This window comes from Kitasatospora sp. NPDC049258 (genome assembly GCF_040678895.1).
In the GTDB taxonomy this organism is placed as follows: Bacteria; Actinomycetota; Actinomycetes; order Streptomycetales; family Streptomycetaceae; genus Kitasatospora.
The window spans coordinates 169969-192044 of the sequence record NZ_JBFAQT010000011.1 but is presented as its reverse complement, the minus strand read 5'-3'; the positions used below and the strand labels follow the sequence as shown (position 1 = coordinate 192044).

General features: G+C 73.6%; 14 protein-coding genes and 1 pseudogene. 2 read left to right on the top strand and 13 right to left on the bottom strand.

Annotation, left to right across the window (positions count from 1 at the left end; translation table 11 throughout):
* Nucleotides 1-87 (top strand): annotated as a pseudogene (locus AB0K43_RS12700) (ATP-binding protein); the annotation flags it as partial.
* Between the two features lie 88 nt (nucleotides 88-175).
* On the opposite strand, the gene cimA reads toward AB0K43_RS12700, so the two are convergent.
* The 4 genes from cimA to AB0K43_RS12680 form a co-directional block, all read right to left on the bottom strand.
* Complete coding sequence (cimA, locus tag AB0K43_RS12695) at nucleotides 176-1789, bottom strand: citramalate synthase (RefSeq protein WP_363638783.1); 1614 nt, start codon at nucleotides 1787-1789, stop codon at nucleotides 176-178.
* A 323-nt stretch (nucleotides 1790-2112) separates the two neighbouring features.
* The gene (locus AB0K43_RS12690) at nucleotides 2113-2679 is read right to left on the bottom strand and encodes a Uma2 family endonuclease (RefSeq protein ID WP_363638781.1); all 567 of its coding nucleotides are present in this window, start codon (nucleotides 2677-2679) and stop codon (nucleotides 2113-2115) included.
* 94 nt (nucleotides 2680-2773) lie between these two features.
* Entirely contained in the window at nucleotides 2774-3886 is a 1113-nt protein-coding gene (locus tag AB0K43_RS12685; RefSeq protein WP_363638779.1) for a branched-chain amino acid aminotransferase, read from the bottom strand.
* A 142-nt stretch (nucleotides 3887-4028) separates the two neighbouring features.
* Nucleotides 4029-5066 carry a 3-isopropylmalate dehydrogenase gene (locus AB0K43_RS12680; protein WP_363638777.1) on the bottom strand — a complete coding sequence of 346 codons (1038 nt, stop codon included), beginning with the start codon at nucleotides 5064-5066 and terminating at the stop codon, nucleotides 4029-4031.
* Nucleotides 5067-5202: 136 nt separating this feature from the next.
* Here AB0K43_RS12680 and AB0K43_RS12675 point away from each other — a divergent pair, with 136 nt between their 5' ends.
* Entirely contained in the window at nucleotides 5203-5628 is a 426-nt protein-coding gene (locus AB0K43_RS12675) for a GtrA family protein (protein ID WP_363638775.1), read from the top strand.
* On the opposite strand, the gene AB0K43_RS12670 is transcribed toward AB0K43_RS12675, so the two are convergent.
* The 9 genes from AB0K43_RS12670 to AB0K43_RS12630 all read right to left on the bottom strand — a co-directional run bounded on the left by AB0K43_RS12670 (nucleotide 5569) and on the right by AB0K43_RS12630 (nucleotide 21867).
* The gene (locus AB0K43_RS12670; RefSeq protein WP_363638773.1) at nucleotides 5569-8877 is read right to left on the bottom strand and encodes a S8 family serine peptidase; all 3309 of its coding nucleotides are present in this window, start codon (nucleotides 8875-8877) and stop codon (nucleotides 5569-5571) included. The genes AB0K43_RS12675 and AB0K43_RS12670 overlap by 60 nt on opposite strands.
* Before the next feature lie 239 nt (nucleotides 8878-9116).
* A complete protein-coding gene (locus AB0K43_RS12665; RefSeq protein WP_363638771.1) occupies nucleotides 9117-9275 on the bottom strand; it encodes a hypothetical protein in 159 nt (52 codons plus the stop codon).
* A gap of 287 nt (nucleotides 9276-9562) precedes the next feature.
* Complete coding sequence (serA, locus tag AB0K43_RS12660; protein ID WP_363638769.1) at nucleotides 9563-11143, bottom strand: phosphoglycerate dehydrogenase; 1581 nt, start codon at nucleotides 11141-11143, stop codon at nucleotides 9563-9565.
* A 214-nt stretch (nucleotides 11144-11357) separates the two neighbouring features.
* Entirely contained in the window at nucleotides 11358-12356 is a 999-nt protein-coding gene (gene ilvC, locus AB0K43_RS12655) for a ketol-acid reductoisomerase (protein ID WP_363638767.1), read from the bottom strand.
* Nucleotides 12357-12470: 114 nt separating this feature from the next.
* Nucleotides 12471-12995 carry an acetolactate synthase small subunit gene (gene ilvN / locus AB0K43_RS12650; RefSeq protein ID WP_033821081.1) on the bottom strand — a complete coding sequence of 175 codons (525 nt, stop codon included), beginning with the start codon at nucleotides 12993-12995 and terminating at the stop codon, nucleotides 12471-12473.
* Between the two features lie 36 nt (nucleotides 12996-13031).
* Complete coding sequence (locus AB0K43_RS12645) at nucleotides 13032-14882, bottom strand: acetolactate synthase large subunit (RefSeq protein WP_363638765.1); 1851 nt, start codon at nucleotides 14880-14882, stop codon at nucleotides 13032-13034.
* Nucleotides 14883-15175: 293 nt separating this feature from the next.
* A complete protein-coding gene (locus tag AB0K43_RS12640; protein ID WP_363638801.1) occupies nucleotides 15176-18124 on the bottom strand; it encodes an EAL domain-containing protein in 2949 nt (982 codons plus the stop codon).
* 339 nt (nucleotides 18125-18463) lie between these two features.
* Complete coding sequence (locus AB0K43_RS12635; protein ID WP_363638763.1) at nucleotides 18464-21529, bottom strand: AAA family ATPase; 3066 nt, start codon at nucleotides 21527-21529, stop codon at nucleotides 18464-18466.
* Nucleotides 21530-21660: 131 nt separating this feature from the next.
* Nucleotides 21661-21867 (bottom strand): hypothetical protein, encoded by a 207-nt coding sequence (locus tag AB0K43_RS12630; RefSeq protein WP_363638761.1) that lies wholly within the window; start codon nucleotides 21865-21867, stop codon nucleotides 21661-21663.
* Between the last annotated feature and the right edge of the window lie 209 nt (nucleotides 21868-22076).

Sequence of the window (22076 nt, the reverse complement as noted above, 5' to 3'; positions counted from 1 at the left end):
ATCGCCCTCGACGCCCGACGCCGGGACAGCGCCAAGAGCGCCCTCATCACCCTCGTCGAGCACGCCCTCCTCGCCCGCCTCCGCTGAGGACCGGCGCGGCCGGCACCAGCCGGTCCGGTGCGCACGGAAGGGGCCCGCGGACCACGGTCCACGGGCCCCCCGGGGTGTGGTGCGGTCAGCTTCCCGCCGGGTCCAGCCCGGCGTGGATCAGGCCGTAGGTGTAGGCGTCGTCAAGTGCCAGCCAGGAGGCGGCGATCACGTTGTCGGCGACGCCGACCGTGGACCAGGTGGCGGTGCCGTCGGTGGACTCCACCAGCACCCGGGTCTTGGAGCCGGTGCCGTGCTGGCCCTCCAGGATGCGGACCTTGTAGTCCACCAGCTCCAGCCCGGCCAGCTGCGGGTAGATCCGCTCCAGGGCGGCCCGCAGGGCCTTGTCGAGCGCGTCCACCGGGCCGTTGCCCTCGCCGGTGGCGACCTTGCGCTCACCCTTGGCCCAGACCTTCACGGTGGCCTCGTTGCCCGCCTTGCCCTCCGGCAGCTGCTCGCTGATGGTCCGCCAGGACTCCAGCGTGAAGAACCGCTCCCGGCTGCCGCGCACCTCGTCGCGGAGCAGCAGCTCGAACGAGGCGTCGGCGGCTTCGTAGGTGTAGCCGAGGTTCTCCTGCTCCTTGACCTTGGCGACCACCCGGCCGACCAGGTCGCGGTCGGCGGAGAGGTCGTAGCCGAGCTCCTTGCCCTTGAGCTCGATCGAGGCCCGGCCGGCCATGTCGGAGACCAGCATCCGCATGGTGTTGCCGACCAGCTCGGGCGCGATGTGCTGGTACAGGTCCGGATCGACCTTGATCGCCGAGGCGTGCAGGCCGGCCTTGTGGGCGAAGGCGGAGAAGCCGACGTAGGGCTGGTGGGTGGAGGGCGCCAGGTTGACCACCTCGGCGATCGCGTGCGAGATCCTGGTCATCTCGGCCAGCCGGCCGGCGGGGAGCACCCGGCGGTCGTACTTGATCTCCAGCGCGCCGACCACCGGGAAGAGGTTGGCGTTGCCGACCCGCTCGCCGTAGCCGTTGGCGGTGCACTGGACGTGGGTGGCACCGGCGTCGACCGCGGCCAGCGTGTTGGCGACCGCGCAGCCGGTGTCGTCCTGGGCGTGGATGCCCAGGCGGGCCCCGGTCCGGGCGAGCACCTCGGCGACGATCTCACGGACACCGGCCGGCAGCATCCCGCCGTTGGTGTCGCAGAGCACCACCACGTCGGCGCCGGCCTGGTGGGCGGTGCGCACCACGGCGAGGGCGTACTCGGGGTTGGCCCGGTAGCCGTCGAAGAAGTGCTCGCAGTCGATGAACACCCGCCGGCCCTGCGCCCGCAGGTGCTCCACGCTGTCGCGGACCATCTCCAGGTTCTCCTCGAGCGTGGTGCGCAGGGCCAGCTCGACGTGCCGGTCGTGCGACTTGGCGACCAGGGTGATCACCGGTGCGCCGGAGTTGACCAGGGCGGCCAGCTGGGGGTCCTCGGCGGCCTTCCCGCCGGCCCTCCGGGTGGCTCCGAAGGCGACCAGCTGGGCGTGGCGCAGGTCGAGCTCGGCGGCGGCCCGGGCGAAGAACTCGGTGTCGCGGGGGTTGGCTCCGGGCCAGCCGCCCTCGATGAAGCCGACGCCGAAGTCGTCCAGGTGCCGGGCGATGGTCAGCTTGTCCGCGACCGTGAGGTTGATGCCCTCGCGCTGGGCGCCGTCGCGCAGCGTGGTGTCGAAGACGTGGAAGCTGTCGTTGGGGCGGCTGTTGCTGGCCTCGGTCATGGCCCTGGGTTCTCCGTTCGATGGAGTTACTGCTGTTGCCGGTTCGGGATCCGGCTCCACTGTCCAGCATCCCGCGCGCACCCGGTGTCCCTCGGCCCCTTGTGGGGGCTCCGGCCGGTCCGGGGCAAAACAAAAGACCCCTCGCGGGTGCGAGAGGTCTGCGCGCGGGTCTGGACGCTGGTGGTCGCTCCGCATTCGGGTACTGCGGAGCGGTCACTGCGGACCGGCGCGCCTGCTGCTAATAATCAGCGAGAGCGAGGACACGTTGGCAGTCTGGCACACCGCCCGCATCCCGGCCGGGCTGTCTCGCGATGCGAAACGCCTCAGGTCAGCCGGTCGGTGGACAGCTCGAAACCGAACGGCGCAGGGAGCGGCAGCGGCGTGCCGACCGGCACGGCGGTGGTGGTGGCGTAGTCCCCGCGGGCCGGGTCGCTGTGCAGCACGAGCCGGTTCGCCTGCCGGTCGACCAGCAGGTAGAGCGGGATGCCGGCGGCCGCGTAGCCGAGCCGCTTGGCCTCGCGGTCCTTGCCCGGCCGGCTGGAGGTGACCTCCAGGACCATCAGGACGCCGTCCGGCTCGGACCAGGACTCCCGGCCGAGCATGGCGTCGGCCGCGGTGAAGGTGCCGTCCGGGATGTAGCGGCCGCTCGGGACGATCAGGCCCTTGCCGCCCGCGAAGTCCACGTCCGCCGGGCACTGCCTGAAGACCTGCCGGACGATCCGGCCGATCGTGGTCTCGCGGTCCCCGTCCGGCGGAGGCGTCAGGATGATCTCCCCCTCGATGAGCTCGGCCTTGAAGCCCTCGGGGGTGTCCAGGGCCAGGAATGCGTCGAGGAGGTCTCCGTCCTGGTCGTTCCAGGCTTCGGCGAAGTCATGCGTCGGCGCGCTCACAGCCCCTCCTTCAGGTCCGCACGGCTCAACGAACGGGGGGCTTCGAGGTTACCGGGCACGGGCGTCCCGCCGGGGCGGGACGCCCGTCGACGGGTCAGACGATCTTGTGCAGCCAGCCGTGGGTGTCCGGGGCCTGGCCACCCTGGATGGCGAGCAGGGCCTTGCGCAGCTCCATGGTGACCGGGCCGGGCTCGCCCTTGCCGACCGTCCAGTCCGCGCGGGCGGACTTGACCGAGCCGACCGGGGTGATCACGGCGGCCGTGCCGCAGGCGAAGACCTCGGTCAGGCTGCCGTCGGCGTTGGCCTGCTTCCACTCGTCGGTGGAGATCTTCCGCTCCTCGACGGCGTAGCCGAGGTCCGAGGCCAGCTGCAGCAGCGAGTCACGGGTGATGCCGGGCAGCAGCGCGCCGGAGAGCTCGGGAGTGACGATCTTCGCGTCGGCCCCCTCGCCGAAGACGAAGTAGAGGTTCATCCCGCCCATCTCCTCGATCCACCGGTGCTCGGCGGCGTCGAGCCACACCACCTGGTCGCAGCCCTTGGCGGCGGCCTGGGCCTGGGCGACCAGGGAGGCGGCGTAGTTGCCCGCGCACTTGGCGGCGCCGGTGCCGCCGGGGGCGGCCCGGACGTACTCCTCGGAGAGCCAGACCGAGACCGGCTTGATGCCGCCGGGGAAGTAGGCGCCGGCCGGCGAAGCAATGATCATGAAGATGTAGGAGTTGGCCGGCCGGACGCCGAGGCCCACCTCGGTGGCGAACATGAACGGCCGCAGGTACAGGCTCTGCTCGGCCTGCGAGGGCACCCAGCCCTGCTCCTGCTCGACCAGCAGCTCGACCGCCTCGACGAAGGTCTCGATCGGCAGCTCGGGCATCGCCAGCCGGCGGGCCGAGGCCTGGAACCGGGCCGCGTTGGCCTCCGGCCGGAAGGTGGCGATGGAGCCGTCGCTCTGGCGGTAGGCCTTGAGGCCCTCGAAGATCGACTGGCCGTAGTGCAGGGTCATGTTGGCCGGATCGATCTCCAGCGGCGCGTAGGGCGTCAGCTGGGCGTCGTGCCAGCCCAGGCCCTCCGTCCACCGGATGGTCACCATGTGATCGGTGAAGACCCGGCCGAAGCCGGGGTTGGCCAGCCGGGCCTCGCGCTCCGCGTCGGACAGCGGGTGCGCGGAGGGCTTGAGGTCGAACGTGATGGGCGCCTGGGTGGGCGTACTCATGGCTGTCTGTCCTTCACCGTGGGGTTGGTCAGGGCCGCCACCGCCGGTGATCAGACGCACGACGGCACGGCCCACTGTCGATACTCGCATCCAGAGGGCCGTGCCGAACAGCCAGAGGGCTGTCTCGTCCTGCTCCGGCCCGTCAGCCGGATACTCGGGCGGCGAGCGCGTCGCCGACCTCGGAGGTGGACCGGGCGCCCGAGCGCTCGGTCAGGTCGGCCGCGACCGCGGCCTCGACCCGGGCGGCCTCCTCGGCGTACCCGAGGTGCTCCAGCAGCATGGCGACCGAGAGCACGGTGGCGGTCGGGTCCGCCTTGCCCTGGCCGGCGATGTCCGGGGCCGAGCCGTGCACCGGCTCGAACATGGACGGGAACGCGCCGGTCGGGTTGATGTTGCCGCTCGCGGCCAGGCCGATGCCGCCGGTGACGGCCGCGGCCAGGTCCGTCAGGATGTCGCCGAACAGGTTGTCGGTGACGATCACGTCGAACCGCTCGGGCTGGGTGACGAAGAAGATCGTCGCCGCGTCCACGTGCAGGTAGTCGGTGGTGACCTCGGGGAACTCCTGGCCGACCTGCTGGAAGATCCGGGTCCACAGGTGGCCGGCGTGCACCAGCACGTTGTTCTTGTGGACCAGGGTGAGCTTCTTGCGCGGGCGGGCCGCGGCCCGCCGGTAGGCGTCCCGCACGACCCGCTCGATGCCGAAGGCGGTGTTCAGGCTGACCTCGGTGGCGACCTCGTGCTCGGTGCCGGTGCGCAGCGAGCCGCCGTTGCCCACGTACGGGCCCTCGGTGCCCTCGCGGACCACCACGAAGTCGATCTGCGGGTCGCCCGCCAGCGGGGACGTCACCCCGGGGAAGAGCTTGCCCGGGCGGAGGTTGATGTGGTGGTCGAAGGCGAACCGCAGCTTCAGCAGCAGGCCCCGCTCCAGCACGCCGGACGGCACGCTCGGGTCGCCGATCGCGCCGAGCAGGATCGCGTCCTGTCCCTTCAGCTCCGCCAGCACGCCGTCCGGCAGGGTCTCACCGGTGCGGTGGTAGCGGCGGGCGCCGAGGTCGTACTCGACGGTCTCCAGCTTGACGTCGGCGGGGAGGACGGCGCTGAGCACCTTGAGGCCCTCGGCGACCACTTCCTGGCCGATACCGTCACCGGGGATCACTGCGAGGCGGAGGGTACGAGACATGGTCGTGACCCTACTCCCGCGTCCCATGGGGTGACATCTCGCGTCCACCATCCGGACATTCCCGGCAACCGGCGAGTGGTGCCCCCGGCGGCCTTGCCCCTACAGTGCGGCGGGACGAGCAGAGATGGAGCGCGGAATGTGGCAGCTGATCCGGTTCGGGCTGGTCGGTGTGGTGAACACCGGCACCTGCCTGGCGCTGTTCTGGCTGCTGCACCCCGCCCTGCCCTACCTGGCCGCGTTCAGCCTGGCCTACCTGATCAGCATGGTGGGGTCGTTCTTCCTGAACACCCGGTTCACCTACCGCACCCGGCCGACCTGGCGGAAGTTCCTGCTCTTCCCGCTGCCCAACCTCACCAACTACCTGCTGCAGACCGCCGGCCTGTTCGCCCTGGTGCACTGGTGCCACCTGGCCGAGCGGATCGCGCCCGCGGTGGTCGCCGTGGGCGCGATCCCGATCAGCTTCCTGCTCACCCGGCTGGTGCTGACCGGCCGGGCGAGCGGCTCACCGCAGGGTGACGAGCTGCGCGCGGCGCCCGTCCGCGTTGAGGTGGTGGACCAGTAGCAGCCGGGCGCTCTCCCCGCCCGGCCCGCGGCGGACCTCCAGCACCGAGCCCGACCGGGCCGGAACGGCGATCGCGGCCCGGCCGTCCGCCGCGCTGCGGACGTCCAGCGCCGGGTGCAGCACGTCGATCGCCAGGGTCGGCCGCTCGCCGTCCAGCCCGATCGAGGAGAGCGCGTCCGCCTCGCTCGGCGCGCCGCCGCCACCGAAGCCCGTCCACAGCGCGTAGTGGATCCGGGAGCCCGTCCGCCCGAGGCCGGGCAGGACCGCCAGCCGGACCGGCAGCACCAGGGTGTCGCTGTCCAGCAGGCCGGTGTCGGTGTCGCCCCAGCGCGCGTTCAGCGGCTGGACGTCCAGCTCCTCGCCGGTCCTGGCGTCCAGGGTGCGGGCCACCAGGACGTCGCTGCCGGGCATCCGGCCGGCGGCCACCACCGCGTCGGTGCGCCCGTCCCCGTCGGTGTCCAGCGAAGCCCGGACCCCGAACTGGCCGACCGGGGTGGCGGCCGGGCCCCACAGCGCCGCCGCGAGGTAGAGCATCCCCTGCCGGAGCGGGTCGCCGCCGACGGCCGGGGCGTCGGTCGCGGCGCCGGCCGCCCGCAGATCGGCGGCCCGGTCCGCCGGGGTGGACACGCACAGGCCGTCGGCCGGGCAGTCGGGCCACTGCTCGCCCTCACCGCCCAGCTGGAAGGCACTGACCAGGCCGCCCGCGCCGGAGGGTGCGGCGGTGCCGCCGAGCGCCAGCAGGGTCGAGCCCGACCGCGGCCCGCGGCTCTGCAGCCCGGCCGTCAACTCCGAGGCCGCGCGCGGGGCCGCGAACAGCGGCACCCGCAGCGCGGGGGCGCCGCCGCCGACCGGGGTCAGCACCAGCCGGCCGGAGAGCTCGCCGCGGTAGGCGCGGGCCTTCCCGCCCTGGACGGTGTCGATCGTCGGGTCCGGCACCCGGTCCAGCCGCGCCGGCACCCGCAGGGTGACCTTGACCCGGGCCGTGCCGCCGGCCGGCACCTCGACCCGGGCCGGGCTCAGCGCGAAGGACGCGCCCGGCAGCTCGGTGGCCGCGAGGTAGCCCGTGGTGTAGCTGAGCGGGGCGTCACCGAGGTTGCGGACCTCCACCTCGCGGCCGAGCTCGGTGGGCCGGGACACCGCCACCGGGCCGAAGGACAGCCCCACCGCGCCCGCCACGGCCCCCTCCCCCGCCGCGTACGCCACCGCCGGGGTACGGACCGCCAGGTCGACCCGGACCCGCCCGGCGCCGGTGCGCTCCGGCCCGTAGAGCGGACCGCCGTGGTCGTCGCCCAGCCAGGTGTCGCCGGCGGTGTTCATCAGGGCCGCCTTCACCTCGGCGACCGACCAGTCCGGGTGCGCCGCCCGGACCAGCGCGGCCAGCCCGGCGATGTGCGGGGTGGCCATCGAGGTGCCGTCCTCGCGCATGCCCTCGGTGCCGGTGCCCGCCCGGGCCGACCAGATGGTCTCGCCCGGGGCCGCCAGGTCCGGCTTGACCACGCCGGGCAGCCCGATCCCGCGCGAGGTGAACGAGGTCAAGGTGTCCACCCGCTGCGGCTGGTCCTGGGAGACCGCGCCGTGCAGCCGGCTGCCCACCGCCGCCAACTGCACCCGGACCGGGCCGGCGGCCACCGCCCGGGTGAGCCGCTCGCCGTCGGCCCGGGCCAGGATCGCCACCGGCACCCGGTCGTCCCCCGCCAGCTCGCCCAGGTTGTCGCCGTCCGCGGCGAACAGCGCGCCGAGGGCTCCGGCGTCCGCCGCGTGGTCGGCCCGCGCGGCCGAGCCGCAGGCCCGGTCCGGGTCCTTGGTGCGCCAGGACAGCAGCGCCACCTTGCCCTTCAGGCGCTCGGCGTCGGCCGGGCCGAAGGCGGTGCAGCCGTCGGCCTGGTCGACCGGGGCCACCAGCTCCCCGCCGACGTCGGCGGTGGACCACTGCTGGTACCGGGCGCTCCAGTGGGCCGGCACCAGCCCGGCCAGCGCCGCCGGGGCCAGCACCCGGACGCCGTCGGCATCGCTGTGCCGGTCGACCGAGGCGGCCACCGCGAGCACCCGCGGGGCGATCCCCGGGCTGCCGCCGACGGCGTAGACGTCGCCCTCGTTGCCCGCCGCGGCCACCACCACGGTGCCCAGCTCGGCGAGCCGGTCGGCGGCCAGCGCGTCGGCGTCGCCCGGGTCCCCGAATCCGCTGCCGAGCGAGAGGTTGACCACGTCCAGGCGGTCGGTCAGGTCGCCGTCCCCGTTCGGGTCGGCGGCCACGTCCAGGGCCTGGGCGAGCTGGTCGGTGGAGCCGGTGCAGCCGAACACCCGGATCGCGTACAGCTGCGCCTCGGGCGCGGCGCCGGGGCCGACCTTGAATCCGGCCGGGTCCAGCCCCGCCCGGTACGGCCCGTGGTAGGTCTCGCCGGCCGAGGTGACGCCGTACCCGGCGGCCGTGCCGGCCACGTGGGTGCCGTGCCCGTTCAGCGCGCAGTCGATCGGGTTGGCGTCCGGGTGCGGCACGGGCTGGGAGCCCTTGGCGGACGCGTCCGGGTTGTAGTCGTCGCCGACCAGGTCCTTGCCGCCGACCACCTTGGCGTTCGGGAACAGCTCCGCCGGAGCGGGCCGGGCGCCGTCCACGGCGCGGAAGGCCTGCTCGGTGCCGGGGCCGCCGAAGTCGGCGTGGGTGTAGTCGATGCCCGAGTCGATGATCCCGATCCGGGTGCCGCGCCCGGTGTTCCCCTCGCCGGCCGGCGGGGACCACACCTCGGGGGCGCCGGTGAGCGGCACCGAGTAGGAGTTGGCGCGCTCCTTGAGCGTGATCGGGTGCACCGCCCGCACACCCGGCAGGGCGCCGAGCCGGGGCAGCGCGCCGGCGGGGGCCCGGACGGCCAGGCCGGAGAGCACCGTGCCGGTGCGGTAGAGCAGTTGGGCCCCGGGCTCGGCCCGGTGCACCGCCGCCTCCAGGCCCGCGACGGCCCGCAGCGCGGCGGCCCGCTGTGCGGCGCCGGCCCTGGCCGCCTCGGTGCGGACCGCCTCGGGACTGCGGCGGGCCCGGCGGGCCTCGTCGGCGGCCCGGCGCCAGGCGGGCGCGGCCGGCTCGGTGTCGAGTTCGAGCAGGAAGCCGGCCGAGGTGCCCGGACGGGCGCCCCGGCCCGGCCCGTCGGACGGGTCGGCCGCCGCCGCACCCGAGGGCGCGGCGACGGTCAGCAGGGCGAGGGCCAGTCCGATCCGGACGATCGGTGCCGCTCGGCGGTGGGCTGGTGGGGTGCGCACAGGTCCGTCTCCCCCGGCAGGGGTGGACTGATCTGCGTGCCGGTCAGCCGCGGTCCGCGCCGTGCGGAGGTCGATCACCCTTCCGGAGGCACCAAATTAGGATCATCGAGCTGGAGTGCGCGAGCAGTGTCCCCCGTTGGAGGACGGCTTGCACTCCTGTGGGTGACGGACCGTCAGGCGTTCGGCCCAGTGGACGGATCGGTGGCCGTGAACGGGCCGGTGGCCGTGGCGCAGGTGGATCAGTAGCCGTGGCCGGTGGCGCCGCCGTTGTCCCGGCGGTCCAGGGCGCGCTGCAGGGCGGCGGCCGCGTGCGGGTGCGGCTCGCTGCGACGGCGGCGGCGCGGGGCATGGGTGGTGTCGGTGGCGGGGGCGGTGCGACGGTCTGCGACGGGGGGCATACCGGTCTCCTCGGATTTCTGGCGCACACGGCGGTGCGGTGGGGAGGGTGGGTACGCCGGCAAGGGTCGCCTGCCGAGCTGCGTACGGGCGCACACGGGCCACCGACCCTGGCTTGCAGGGGTGGCTCACCGTATGGCTCTTTCACGGTACGACGGCACGCCGCCGCTGTCTGCACGATTAGTTGGATTTCCTAGTATCTGAGACGGGGTTCACCCGACCGGCAGCCCGCCGGCACGACGGAGGCCCTCCCGCCTGCGGCGGAAGGGCCTCTGCGAGCGGTGCGGGGTCAGCCGAGGTTGACCGCGCGGGCGAAGCGGGCGCCGATGGCGGCGGCGATCTCGGCCAGGACCTCCTGGGAGACCTCACTGTCCACCGTGATCGAGGCGAGCGCCTCCGCGCCGTCCCGGGCCACCTGCATGCCGGCGATGTTGATGCCGGCGTCGCCGAGGATCCGACCGAGGGTGCCGACCACGCCGGGGCGGTCCTCGTACTTGAAGAAGGCCATGTGGTCGGTGAGCGCCACATCCACGTCGAAGGCGTCCACGCCGACGATCTTCTGCTGCTGCTTGGGGCCGGAGAGCGTGCCGGAGATGGCGACCTCGCCGCCGTCGGCCAGGGTGCCGCGCACCGTGATCACGTTGCGGTGCTCGGGGCTCTCGCTGGAGGTGGTCAGCCGGACCTCCACGCCGCGCTCCTGGGCGAACAGCGGGGCGTTGACGTAGGACACCGTCTCGGCCACCACGTCCTCGAACACGCCCTTGAGGGCGGAGAGTTCGAGCACCTTCACGTCGTGCTGGGTGATCTCGCCGCGGACCTCGACATCGAGCCGGACGGCGACCTCGCCGGCCAGCGCGGTGAAGATCCGGCCGAGCTTCTCGGCCAGCGGCAGGCCCGGCTTCACGTCCTCGGCGATCACGCCGCCCTGGACGTTGACCGCGTCCGGCACCAGCTCGCCGGCCAGCGCGAGGCGGACCGAGCGGGCGACGGCGATGCCGGCCTTCTCCTGCGCCTCGTCGGTGGAGGCGCCCAGGTGCGGGGTGGCCACCACGTTGTCGAAGCCGAACAGCGGGGAGTCGGTGCACGGCTCCTTGGCGTAGACGTCCAGGCCCGCGCCGGCCACCCGGCCGTCGCGCAGCGCGCTGGCGAGCGCCGCCTCGTCCACGATGCCGCCGCGCGCGGCGTTGACGATCCGCACGGTCGGCTTGACCTTGTGCAGCGCCTCGTCGCCGATCAGGCCGATCGTCTCCGGGGTCTTGGGCAGGTGCACGGTGATGAAGTCGGAGACCTCCAGCAGCTCCTCCAGGGAGAGCAGCTTGACGCCCATCTGGGCCGCGCGGGCGGCCTGGATGTAGGGGTCGTAGGCGACGATCTTCATCCCGAAGGCGGACATCCGCTGCGCGACCAGCACGCCGATCCGGCCGAGGCCGACCACGCCGAGCACCTTCTCGCTCAGCTCGACGCCGGTGTACTTGTTGCGCTTCCACTCGCCCTGCTTGAGCGCGGCGTTGGCCGGCGCGATGTTGCGGGCGACGGAGATCAGCAGGCCGCAGGCGAGCTCCGCGGCGGTGACGATGTTGGAGGTCGGGGCGTTCACGACCATCACGCCGGCCTTGGTGGAGGCCGAGACGTCGACGTTGTCCAGCCCGACGCCCGCGCGGGCGACGACCTTCAGCTTCTTGGCGGCCGCCAGGGCCTCGGCGTCCACCTTGGTGGCACTGCGGATCAGGATGGCGTCCACGTCCGCGATCGCGGTCAGCAGCTCGGTGCGGTCCGCACCGTTGCAGTGCCGGATCTCGAAATCCGGGCCGAGCGCGTCGACCGTGGCGGGAGACAGCTCTTCGGCGATCAGTACAACGGATTTGCTCACGACAGTGTCCTTAACTGTCCGGTTCTCCCCGGCACGTAGGTGGCGTGGCGAACGGGGGGAAGGTGGCATGCCGCGTAGGTAGACGCACGACGCTGTGGGCCTGACGCGCATTCGAAGTGTATCGACGGGCTGGGGGCCCGGCTGCTCCCGTCCGGCGAAATCACCCGGACGGGAGCAGCCTGGTTGTACAAGGCAGTTGGACCACCCGAAGGCGTTACGCCTCCGCGTCGACCCAGCTCATCAGCTTGCGGAGCTTCTTGCCCGTGGTCTCCAGCAGGTGCTCGGAGTCCGCGTTCTTGTACTCGTTGTACTTCGGCAGGCCCGCCTTGTACTCGGCGATCCAGGTGTTGGCGAAGGTGCCGTCCTGGATCTCGGTGAGGACCTTCTTCATCTCGGCCTTGGTGTCGGCGGTGATGATGCGCGGGCCGGTGATGTAGTCGCCCCACTCGGCGGTCTCGGAGACCGACCAGCGCATCTTCTCCAGACCCCCCTCGTACATCAGGTCGACGATCAGCTTCAGCTCGTGCAGGCACTCGAAGTAGGCGATCTCCGGCTGGTAGCCGGCCTCGACCAGGGTCTCGAAACCGGCCTTGACCAGAGCGGCGGTACCACCGCAGAGGACGGCCTGCTCACCGAAGAGGTCGGTCTCGGTCTCCTCCGTGAAGGTGGTCTTGATGACACCGGCCTTGGTGCCACCGATGCCCTTGGCGTAGGACAGAGCCAGATCGAACGCCTTGCCGGTGGAGTCCTGCTCGACCGCCACGATGCACGGGACGCCGCGGCCCTCCTCGTACTGACGGCGGACCAGGTGGCCCGGGCCCTTGGGGGCGACCATGCAGACGTCGACGTTCGACGGCGGGGTGATGAAACCGAAGCGGATGTTGAGGCCGTGGCCGAAGAACAGGGCGTCGCCCGCCTTCAGGTTCGGCTCGATCGACTCGGCGTAGACGTCGGCCTGGATCGGGTCCGGCACCAGGATCATGATGACGTCGGCCTCGGCCGCGGCGGTGGACGGGTCGGTCACCCGCAGCCCGGCCTCCTCGGCCTTGGCACGGGACTTCGAGCCCTCCAGGAGGCCGACCCGGACGTCCACGCCCGAGTCACGCAGCGACAGCGCGTGGGCGTGGCCCTGGCTGCCGTAGCCGATGACCGCGACCTTGCGGCCCTGGATGATGGACAGGTCGGCGTCGTCTTCGTAGAACAGCTCGGCCACGGGGGCACATCTCCTTGCGTGGTGGTGGTGCCGGTGCGTACCTACCGTACGTGGACCCGGCAGTGGGGCGGGGCGGTGCTTCAGGGGGTGAGACGGCGGGGTGCGGCGGCCCGGTCAGGCGCTGCGGTCGAGCGCCCGCAGCGAGCGGTCGGTGATCGACCGGGCACCGCGCCCGATGGCCACCAGACCGGACTGGACCAGCTCCTTGATGCCGTACGGCTCCAGCATCTTGAGCATCGCCTCCAGCTTGTCGGAGCTGCCGGTGGCCTCGATGGTCACCGCGTCCGGCGAGACGTCGACCGTCTTGGCGCGGAACAGCTGCACGATCTCGACGATCTGCGAGCGGCTCTCGGCGTCGGCCCGGACCTTGACCAGGACCAGCTCGCGCTGGACCGCCTGGCTCTGGTCGAGTTCGACGATCTTTATCACGTTGACCAGCTTGTTCAGCTGCTTGGTGACCTGCTCCAGCGGCAGGTCCTCCACGTTGACCACGATGGTCATCCGGGAGATGTCCGGATGCTCGGTCGGGCCGACGGCCAGCGAGTCGATGTTGAATCCCCGACGGGAGAACAGCGAGGCGATCCGGGCTAGCACGCCGGGCTTGTTCTCGACCAGGACGGAGAGGGTGTGCTTGGACATGATGGTCATGGTCTCTCTATCGGTGAGGTCGGGCCGTCAGTCGAGGTCGTCGCCGAAGTCCGGGCGGACGTCCCGGGCGGCGAGGATCTCGTCGTTGCTGGTGCCTGCGGCCACCATCGGCCAGACCATGGCGTCCTGGTGGACGATGAAGTCGATGACCACCGGGCGGTCGTTGATCTCCATCGCCTGCTTGATCACCGCGTCCAGGTCCTCCGGGCGCTCGCAGCGCAGGCCGACGCAGCCCATCGCCTCGGAGAGCATCACGAAGTCGGGGATCCGGGTGCCCTGGGCCGGCGGCTGCTTGCCGTCGTGCTCCGGGCCGGCGTGCAGCACGGTGTTGGAGTAGCGCTGGTTGTAGAACAGGGTCTGCCACTGGCGGACCATCCCGAGCGAGCCGTTGTTGATGACCGCGACCTTGATCGGGATGTTGTTGAGCGCGCAGGTGACCAGTTCCTGATTGGTCATCTGGAAGCAGCCGTCACCGTCGATCGCCCAGACCGCGGCGTCCGGCCGACCCGCCTTGGCGCCCATCGCGGCCGGGACGGCGTAGCCCATGGTGCCCGCGCCGCCGGAGTTCAGCCAGGTGGCCGGCTTCTCGTAGGTGATGAACTGCGAGGCCCACATCTGGTGCTGGCCCACGCCGGCGGCGTAGATGGCGTCCGAGCCGACCAACTGGCCGATCCGCTCGATCACCTGCTGCGGCGACAGCTCGCCCTCGGGCGCCGCCTCGTAGCCCAGCGGGTAGGTGGTCTTCCACGCGTTGAGCTTGACCCACCAGTCCGCGTAGTCGCCCTTGTGACCGGCGTCGAACTCGGCCTGGACGGCGACGATCAGATCGGCGATCACCTCGCGGGCGTCACCGACGATCGGCACGTCGGCCGGGCGGTTCTTGCCGATCTCGGCCGGGTCGATGTCGGCGTGCACGACCTTGGCGAACGGCGCGAAGCTGTCCAGCTTGCCGGTGACCCGGTCGTCGAAGCGGGCACCGAGGGTGAACAGCAGGTCCGACTTCTGCAGCGCGGTGACGGCCGGGACGGAGCCGTGCATGCCGGGCATGCCCAGGTGCTGCGGGTGGCTGTCGGGGAAGACGCCGAGCGCCATCAGGGTGGTGACCACCGGGGCGCCGGTCAGCTCGGCCAGGATCCGCAGCTCGGCGCTGGCGTTCGCCTTGAGCACGCCGCCGCCGACGTACAGCACCGGCTTGCGCGCGGAGACCAGCATCTTGGCCGCCTCGCGGATCTGCTTGGCGTGCGGCTTGGTGACCGGCCGGTAGCCGGGCAGCGAGGTCTCCACCGGCCAGCGGAAGACCGTGGTGGCCTGCAGCGCGTCCTTGGCGATGTCGACCAGGACCGGGCCCGGGCGGCCGGTGCCGGCGATGTGGAAGGCCTCGGCGATCACCCGGGGGATCTCCGCCGGGTCGGTGACCAGGAAGTTGTGCTTGGTGATCGGCATCGTGATGCCGCAGATGTCGGCCTCCTGGAAGGCGTCCGTGCCGATCGCCTTGGAGGCGACCTGCCCGGTGATCGCGACGATCGGCACCGAGTCCATGTAGGCGTCGGCGATCGGGGTCACCAGGTTGGTGGCGCCGGGGCCCGAGGTGGCCATGCAGACGCCGACCCGCCCGGTCGCCTGGGCGTACCCGGTGGCCGCGTGCCCGGCCCCCTGCTCGTGCCGGACCAGGATGTGCCGCACCTTGACGGAGTCCATCAGCGGGTCGTAGGCGGGGAGGATCGCACCACCGGGGATGCCGAAGACCGTGTCGGCGCCCACGGCCTCGAGGGAGCGGATGAGCGACTGGGCGCCGGTCATGGTCTCGGTGGTCTGGTGACCCGGCGCGTGGGCTGCCGGGGTGTCCCCGCGGCGGGGGGATGCGGCGTGCTCAGTCATCTGCCTGTCTCTTCTCGGGTTCTGCCGGCCCCGGCAGTTGAGGGTCCTGCCGTTCGGGGGCCGATCTCCGGCTCTGCCCCAATCGTCCCGTTTTAGGACGCTCAGGGCCAGGGGTATCGCGGTGGTGGAGCAGTTCCAGTGCAACAAAAAACCCCTCGTGCCCAGGGCATGCGAGGGGTGGCGCGTCGGTCTGTCATGAGGCAGGCACAGGAGCCCGCTCAGCCGACGCGCCCGCCAAGTACGAGAATTCGGGTGCGCATGGCACCGACCTTCCTCCCGCGCGGTGCCGAGTGTCAAGCTGGTGGGATCGACGTCTCGCCATGCGGACCCCCGGACGGACCCCCCACGGTATGGCGTTGTGGCAGGTCGAGGGGCCCGTGGTGGTGTGCGGAGCGGCCCGGGACGGGCTCCGGGCAGCCACCCGAACGGGCCTCCGGTGCCAGGTGCGGCCGGCGGCCGGCCAGCGACCCGATCGGGCGCGGCAGCGGGTAGGCCCGGCGCACCAGCGCCCGGCTCAGCCGGGGCTCGTCCAGCGGCTGCGCGAAGGCCAGCCCCTGGGCCCGCCGGCAGCCCAGCTCCTGCAGCACGGCCACCTGGCGCGGGTGGTCGGCGCCCTCGGCCGCGGTGACCAGCCCGAGGTCGCGGCCCAGCCGCAGCGCGTTGCCCGCGAGCGCCCGGGTGAGCGCCGAGTCCGCCAGGTCCTGGACCAGGCTGCGGTCCAGCTTGAGCACGTCGAACGGCAGCCTGGCCAGCGTGCCGAGCGAGCCGCCGCCCACCCCGAAGCCCGCCACCGCGGTGCCGACGCCCAGCCGGCGCAGCGCGGCCAGCCGGCGGCCCAGCTCGTCCGCACCGTCGTCGGCGTCGGTCCGGGCCAGCTCCAGCATCAGCAGGCCGGGCGGCAGGCCGCTGTCCCGCAGGGCGGAGGCGACCGCCTCGTACATGCCGGGGGCGCAGAGCCGCTCCCCGGTCAGCCGGACCGAGACCGGGACGTCGGGGGTGCCCGGGTCGGCCCGGCGGCGGGCGGCGGCCCGGATCGCCTCCTGCAGCATCCAGCGGGCGAACCTGGTCGCCGCGCCGCCGTGCTCGGCGGTGCGCAGGAACTCGGCCGGGGTGAGCAGCAGGCCCTGCGCGGAGCGCCAGCGGGCCTGGGCCTCGACCACGGCGACCTGACCGGTGGCGAGGTCGACCACGGGCTGGTGCAGCAGGGTGAAGCCGCCCTCGCGGACGGCGAGGCGCAGCCGCTCCTCCAGCTCGGTGCGGCGCTCCAGCTCGGCTCTTATCGCCGGGGTGTACAGCACCACCCGGCCCTTGCCCTCGGACTTGGCCCGGTACATCGCCAGGTCCGCGTTGCGCATCAGCTCGTCGGTGGCGGCCCTGGGGTCGGCGTCCGGGGCGTGGCTGCGGGGGGCGAAGGCGATCCCGATGCTGGCCGCCACCCCCAGCTCGGCGCCGCCGATCCAGTACGGCTCGGAGAGCGCGGTGCGCAGCCGCTCGGCCAGCTCGTGGACCTGGGTGGCGGCCAGCCGGCCGCAGACCAGGGCGGCGAACTCGTCCCCGCCGAAGCGGGCGACCGTGTCGCCGGAGCGGACGGCACCCTGGAGCCGGCGGGCGGCCTGCACCAGCAGCTCGTCGCCGACCTGGTGGCCGGCGGTGTCGTTGACCGCCTTGAAGCCGTCCAGGTCGAGGAAGAGCACCGCCACCGTGCTGCCGTCGACCGGCCGGTGCCCGCGGGCCGCCTCGGGCTCGCCGAGCCCCAGTGCCGCCCGGACCCGCTGGGCGAACAGGGCCCGGTTGGGCAGGTCGGTGAGCGGGTCGTGGAAGGCGTGGTGCTGGAGCTGGGCCTGCAACCGGACCCGCTCGGAGACGTCCCGGCTGTTGAGGATCAGCCCGTCGCGGTAGCGGTTGAGGGTGGACTCCACGTGCAGCCATTCGCCCCCGCCGGAGCGGATCCGGCACTCCACCCGGGCGGACGGCTCGGCGCCGCCCTCCCGGCGGGACGGCGTCCGGCCGCGGGCCAGGATCCGGCCCACCTCGGAGAGCACCCGGTCGACGTCGTCGGGGTGGACCAGGTTCAGCAGGTTGCCGCCGACCAGCTCCTCAGGGTCCCGGCTGTAGACCCGCAGCGCGGCCGGGCTGACGTAGGAGAGCACCCCGTTCGCCCCGGCGATCATGATGACGTCGCTGGACCCCTGCACCAGCGAGCGGAAGTGCGCCTCCTTCTGCGCCAGCTCCTGCGCCAGCGAGAGGTTGTCCAGCAGCATCACCCCCTGCCGGAGGATGAGCGCGAGGCCCACGGTGCAGGCCGCGGCGAGCACCTCGCGGTCCACGAAGTGGCCGACGATGGCGTTGTAGAGGATGCCCGCGGTGCAGACCGCGGCCGCCACGTACGGGGTCAGCGCGCTGAAGGTGGTGGCCACCCGGCGGCGCGGCACCCCGCCCGCCGAGGGGTGCTCGCCGCGGCCGGAGTCGTGCGGCCCGTGCGACCAGGGCGCCCGGGCCAGCAGCACGCTGCCGGCGAACCAGCCGGCGTCCAGCAGCTCCCCCGAGCGGTAGCTGCTGTGCAGCTCGGGCGCGGTGAACAGGGCGTCGCAGACCACCGTCACGGCGAGCGCCACCATCGCGGTGTGCACCGCCGCCCGGTTGCCGTCCCGGCTCCGGAAGCGCAGTCCGACCACCAGGCTGACCAGCAGGATGTCCAGCACCGGGTACCCGAGGCCGAGGGCCAGCTTGAGCGGGTCGCCGCCCTCGCCGGTGGCCACCCGGCCGAGCGCCAGGCTCCAGCTGAGGGTGAAGAGCGAGCCGCCGACCAGCCAGCCGTCCAGCAGCAGGCAGAGCCAGCCGGCCGGGGTGCGCGGGCGCTGGGCGAGCACCAGCAGCCCGGTGATGGCGAGCGGGGCGAACAGCAGGAAGGCGAAGTCGGCGAGCGAGTCGGCCGGCACCTCGGTGCGCAGCACCACCTCGTACCAGCCCCAGGTGCCGTTGCCCACGGCGACCATGGCGGAGGAGAGGCCGAACAGCAGCCAGGCCGGACGGGACGGCCCGGCGACCGAGCAGCCGTGCGCGAGGCAGGAGAACGCGGCCGCCAGCGCGGCCCCGGCCAGGCCGAAGTCACCCATGAACAGGGCGACCGAGGGTGAGCCCCAGCCGAAGGCGGCCCCCACCGTGTACCCGAGGCAGAGCAGCGCGAGCAGTGCGCCGGCCGGGCCTGCGGTGCGCGCCCGGTGGACCAGCGAGCCGCGCAGCCGGGTGGCGCGCGGGGTGGTCCGGGAGGCGGGCAGCACCGCATCGGTGGAGTTCAATCGACATCTCCCCCTCCGACCCCAGGACCGTCGCGGCCCGGGCCTCGGCTGTGCGGCGGTCCGCGGTGCCGTACCGGTGTTCCCGATCCGGACCCTACACCACTTTCGTCACTCAACGACACGCATCCTCAACTTAGAGTAATGACGTGCAGGGAGAGCCTGGTGACGGCCCATCGGGATCGCCCGATCGGCAGCGGCGCACGCCCCCCGGCGTGCACGCGCCGGCAGGTGCGCTGTCGAGTGCGCCCTCGGGGGCGCCGACCGCCGGGCGGGCCGGGGCGGTCAGCGCTCGCCGGCCACCGGCGCCGCGTCCGGGAACAGCCGCCACCGGTGGGCCAGCGCGGCCGCCTCCCCGCGGCCGCCGACCTCCAACTTGGCCAGGATGTTGGAGACGTGGACGCTGGCGGTCTTCGGCGAGATGTAGAGCTCCTCGGCGATCTGGCGGTTCGTCCGGCCGAGCGCCAGCAGCCGCAGCACGTCCCGCTCGCGCGGGGTCAGCCCGAGCGCCTCGACCACCGGCGCCCGCTCCGAACTCCCCGCGGGGGCCGACGCGGTGGCGGGCCGGGGCCGGCCGGCCGTCAGCGGCAGCGCGGCCCGCTCGGCCAGTCGCCCGGCCTCCCGCTCCAGATAGCGGTCGCCGCGGCGGCCGGCCAGCGCGTGCGCCTCCCGGAGCAGCTCCGCCGCGGCCTCCCGCCGGCCCTCGACCACCACCCGCTCGGCGGACCGCAGCAGGGCGTACGCCAGCGGGTGCGGCAGGCCGGTGGGGCGCAGCGCGTCCACCGCGGCGGCCCAGTGTGCGGGGGTGTCCTCGCCCTGGGCCCGGGCGAGTTCGCCGTCCAGCAGCCGGGCCAGGCCCAGGTGCAGCGGCACCCGCGGCCGGTGGTCGGCGACGGCGGCGGCGATCCGGGCCAGCACCTGCGGCCGGCCCTGGTCCGCGGCGGGCAGTCCGCGGGCGTCCGCCTCGGCCGCGGCGGCCTGCACCAGCAGCGGCAGCAGCAGGGCCTCCTGGCCGGCCTGGGGCCCGGCGGCGAGGACGTCGAGCAGGGCCTGGCGCGCGGCCAGCGGCCGGCCCTGCCGGGCGGCCAGCTCGATCCCGATCCGCGCGGTCGGCAGCACGTGCTGGGGCTGCTGCTGCCGGCCGGCCGCCATGGTCTGCGCATGGGCCGCCTCGGCCGCGGGCAGGTCGTCGGCCAGCAGCGCGAGTTCGGCCCGCAGCCGGCCGAGGAACTCGTGGTGCGAGTCCCGGGACGGGTCCTCGGCCCAGCCGTCGAGCAGGACAGCGGCCTCCGTGAGCCGGCCGAGCGCGATCAGCGCCTCGGCCAGGTTGCCGGTCAGGATCGCGCCGGTGTTGCCCAGCAGCCCGGTGCTGCCGGCCGCCTCCAGGCCCTCCCGGGCGGCCGCCGCGGCCTCCTCGGCCCGGCCGACCAGGTTGAGCAGGCTGGCCAGGTTGTTCAGCCCGCGGCAGAGCAGGTCGGGCACCCCCAGCGGCCGGGCCTGCGCCACCGCCTCGGTGAGCAGCGCCAGCCCGTCGGCCGGGTCCTCGAAATCGGCGAGCAGGCTGCCCAGGGTCATCCGGGCGTGCACCTCGACGCTGCTGGCGCCGACCTGCCGGGCGATCCGGGCGGCCCGCTCGGCGATCACCAGGTGCTCCCGGGTCGGGCGCCGGAGCATCGCGTGCGCGGCGTCCAGCGCCAGCACCTCGGCCTGCACGGCGGAGGGCCCCAGGTCGGCCACCAGCCGGTGCGCGTAGGCGAGTTCGTCACTGCCGCCGGGCCGGTCCAGGTGGCCGAGCATCCGGGCCCGCTGCATCCGGAACCAGGCCGCCCGGGTCGGGTTCTCCTGCTCGTCGACCAGCTTGACGCCGCGCTTGGCCAGGCTCAGCCCGCGCTCGCGCTCCCCGCTGCGGCGGGCCGCCACCACGGCCTCGGCCAGCACGTCCACCACCCGCAGCCGGTCGCAGGAGGCGTCGTGGGTGCCCGGTTCACAGGCGCACGGCGGGTAGGTCTCGGCCCAGTCGTACGGGCGCAGGGTGTGCTCCAGGACGTCCTCGGAGACCTCGTCCCAGAGCTCCAGGGCGCGCTCCAGCATCCGCAGTTGCTCGGCGAAGGCGTTCCGGCGGCGGGCGGCCCGGGCGGCTTCCAGGGCGGCCGGCAGGGCCCGGGCCGGGTCGTGCGCGTGGTACCAGTAGTTGGCCAGCCGGGCGGGCCGCGCGTCGCAGCCGACCAGCGACGGGTCCTCTTCCAGCACGGCGGCGAAGCGGCGGTTGATCCGGTGCCGCTCGCCCGGCAGCAGGTCGTCGGAGACCGCCTCGCGGACCAGGGCGTGCCGGAAGCAGTAGCCCTCGCCGTCCGGGTCCGGCCGCAGGATGTTGGCGCCGACGGCGGTGCGCAGGGCCTCGATCAGCGGCTCCTCGCCCTCGTCCAGGACGGCCGCCAGCAGCTCGTGCTCGATGCAGGAGCCGCCCTCGGCGGCGAATCTGATCACCTGCTGGGCCTCGTCGGGCAGCGCCTCGACCCGGACCAGCAGGATGTCCCGCAGCGAGTCGGTCATCCCGGCCGGACAGCCCTGCTGGTGGGCGGTGGCGAGCTCCTCGACGAAGAACGGGTTGCCCTCGGAGCGGCGGTGGATCCGGTCCACCAGCGCGCGGTCCGGCGCCCCGGTGCCGAGGATGCCGGCCAGCTGGGCGGCCACCTCGCCCTGCCCGAAGCGGTCCAGCTCCAGCCGCTGGACGGTGCGCAGCCGGTCGAGCTCGGCCAGGAAGGGGCGCAGCGGATGGCGGCGGTGCAGGTCGTCGCTGCGGTAGGTGGTGACGATCAGGACCCGGGAGCGGTGCAGGGTGCGGATCAGGTAGGCGAGCAGCTCCCGGGTGGAGCGGTCGGACCAGTGCAGGTCCTCCACCGCGAGCACCAACGTCCGTTCGGCGCCCAGCCGTTCGAAGAGCCGGGCGGTGTGCTCGAAGAGCCTGGCCCGGCCGAACTCGTCGTTCGGCTCGCCGTCGACCTCGCCGAAGCCCGGCAGCAGGCGCGCCAGATGGCCTTCCATTCCGGCCGCCGCCTGCTCCAACTCCCGCCCCAGCAGCCGGTGCAGGCGCCGCAGCGCGGTGGCCAGCGGGGCGTACGGCAGGCCCTCGGCGCCGATCTCCAGGCACCCGCCGAGCGTGGTGACCGCGCCCTGTGCGGCCGCACTGCCGAGGAACTCCTCCACCAGCCGGGTCTTGCCCACCCCGGCCTCTCCCCCGATCAGCACGGTCTGCGGCGCACCGGCCTCGGCGCGGCGCAGGGCCGCGGCCAGAAGGTCGGTCTCGCTGCTGCGCCCGACGAAGACCGGGCTGACCGATATCTGCTCCATGTCGGCGAGCATGCCACAGGGCGGCGACCCCGGCCGAGGCGTTATCCGGGGGTCCGGACGGCCCGAAGGGGAGGCGCCCGAGGCGTCCTCCCCTTCTGTCCCGGTACCGGCACCCGGGATGTGCCGCTCTGTCAGCATTCGCCGAGGCGCGCGGCCCGGACGGTGCCGGCGCCGGCCACGGCGCCGTCGGTGCGGCGTACGCTGCGGGCGAACCGCGCCCGCAGCCCGGAGCGGGCGGCCGGCGCCGCCGCGGCCCGGGCCTCGCGGACCAGCCGGGCGTGCTCGGCGTCCTGCTGGAGCTGCTGCTGGCGCTGGCGGATGAGCTCGTACTCGAACATGGTGGTGGTGTCCCCCTGGTCAGGACGCTTCCCGGCCTCGGTCGGCCGGTCCGTCGTCCGAGGTCCACCATTCCGTCCCAGCCGGGGCCGGGGCATCGGCAGCATGCCTGATCTTCCGGGGCCCGAGTGCCTTAGAGACCTTCCCTTCGAAGCCGTCAGGCCCGCCCGCACCCCATGAGCAGGGGTAGGGACGGGCCTGACGGTCTAAG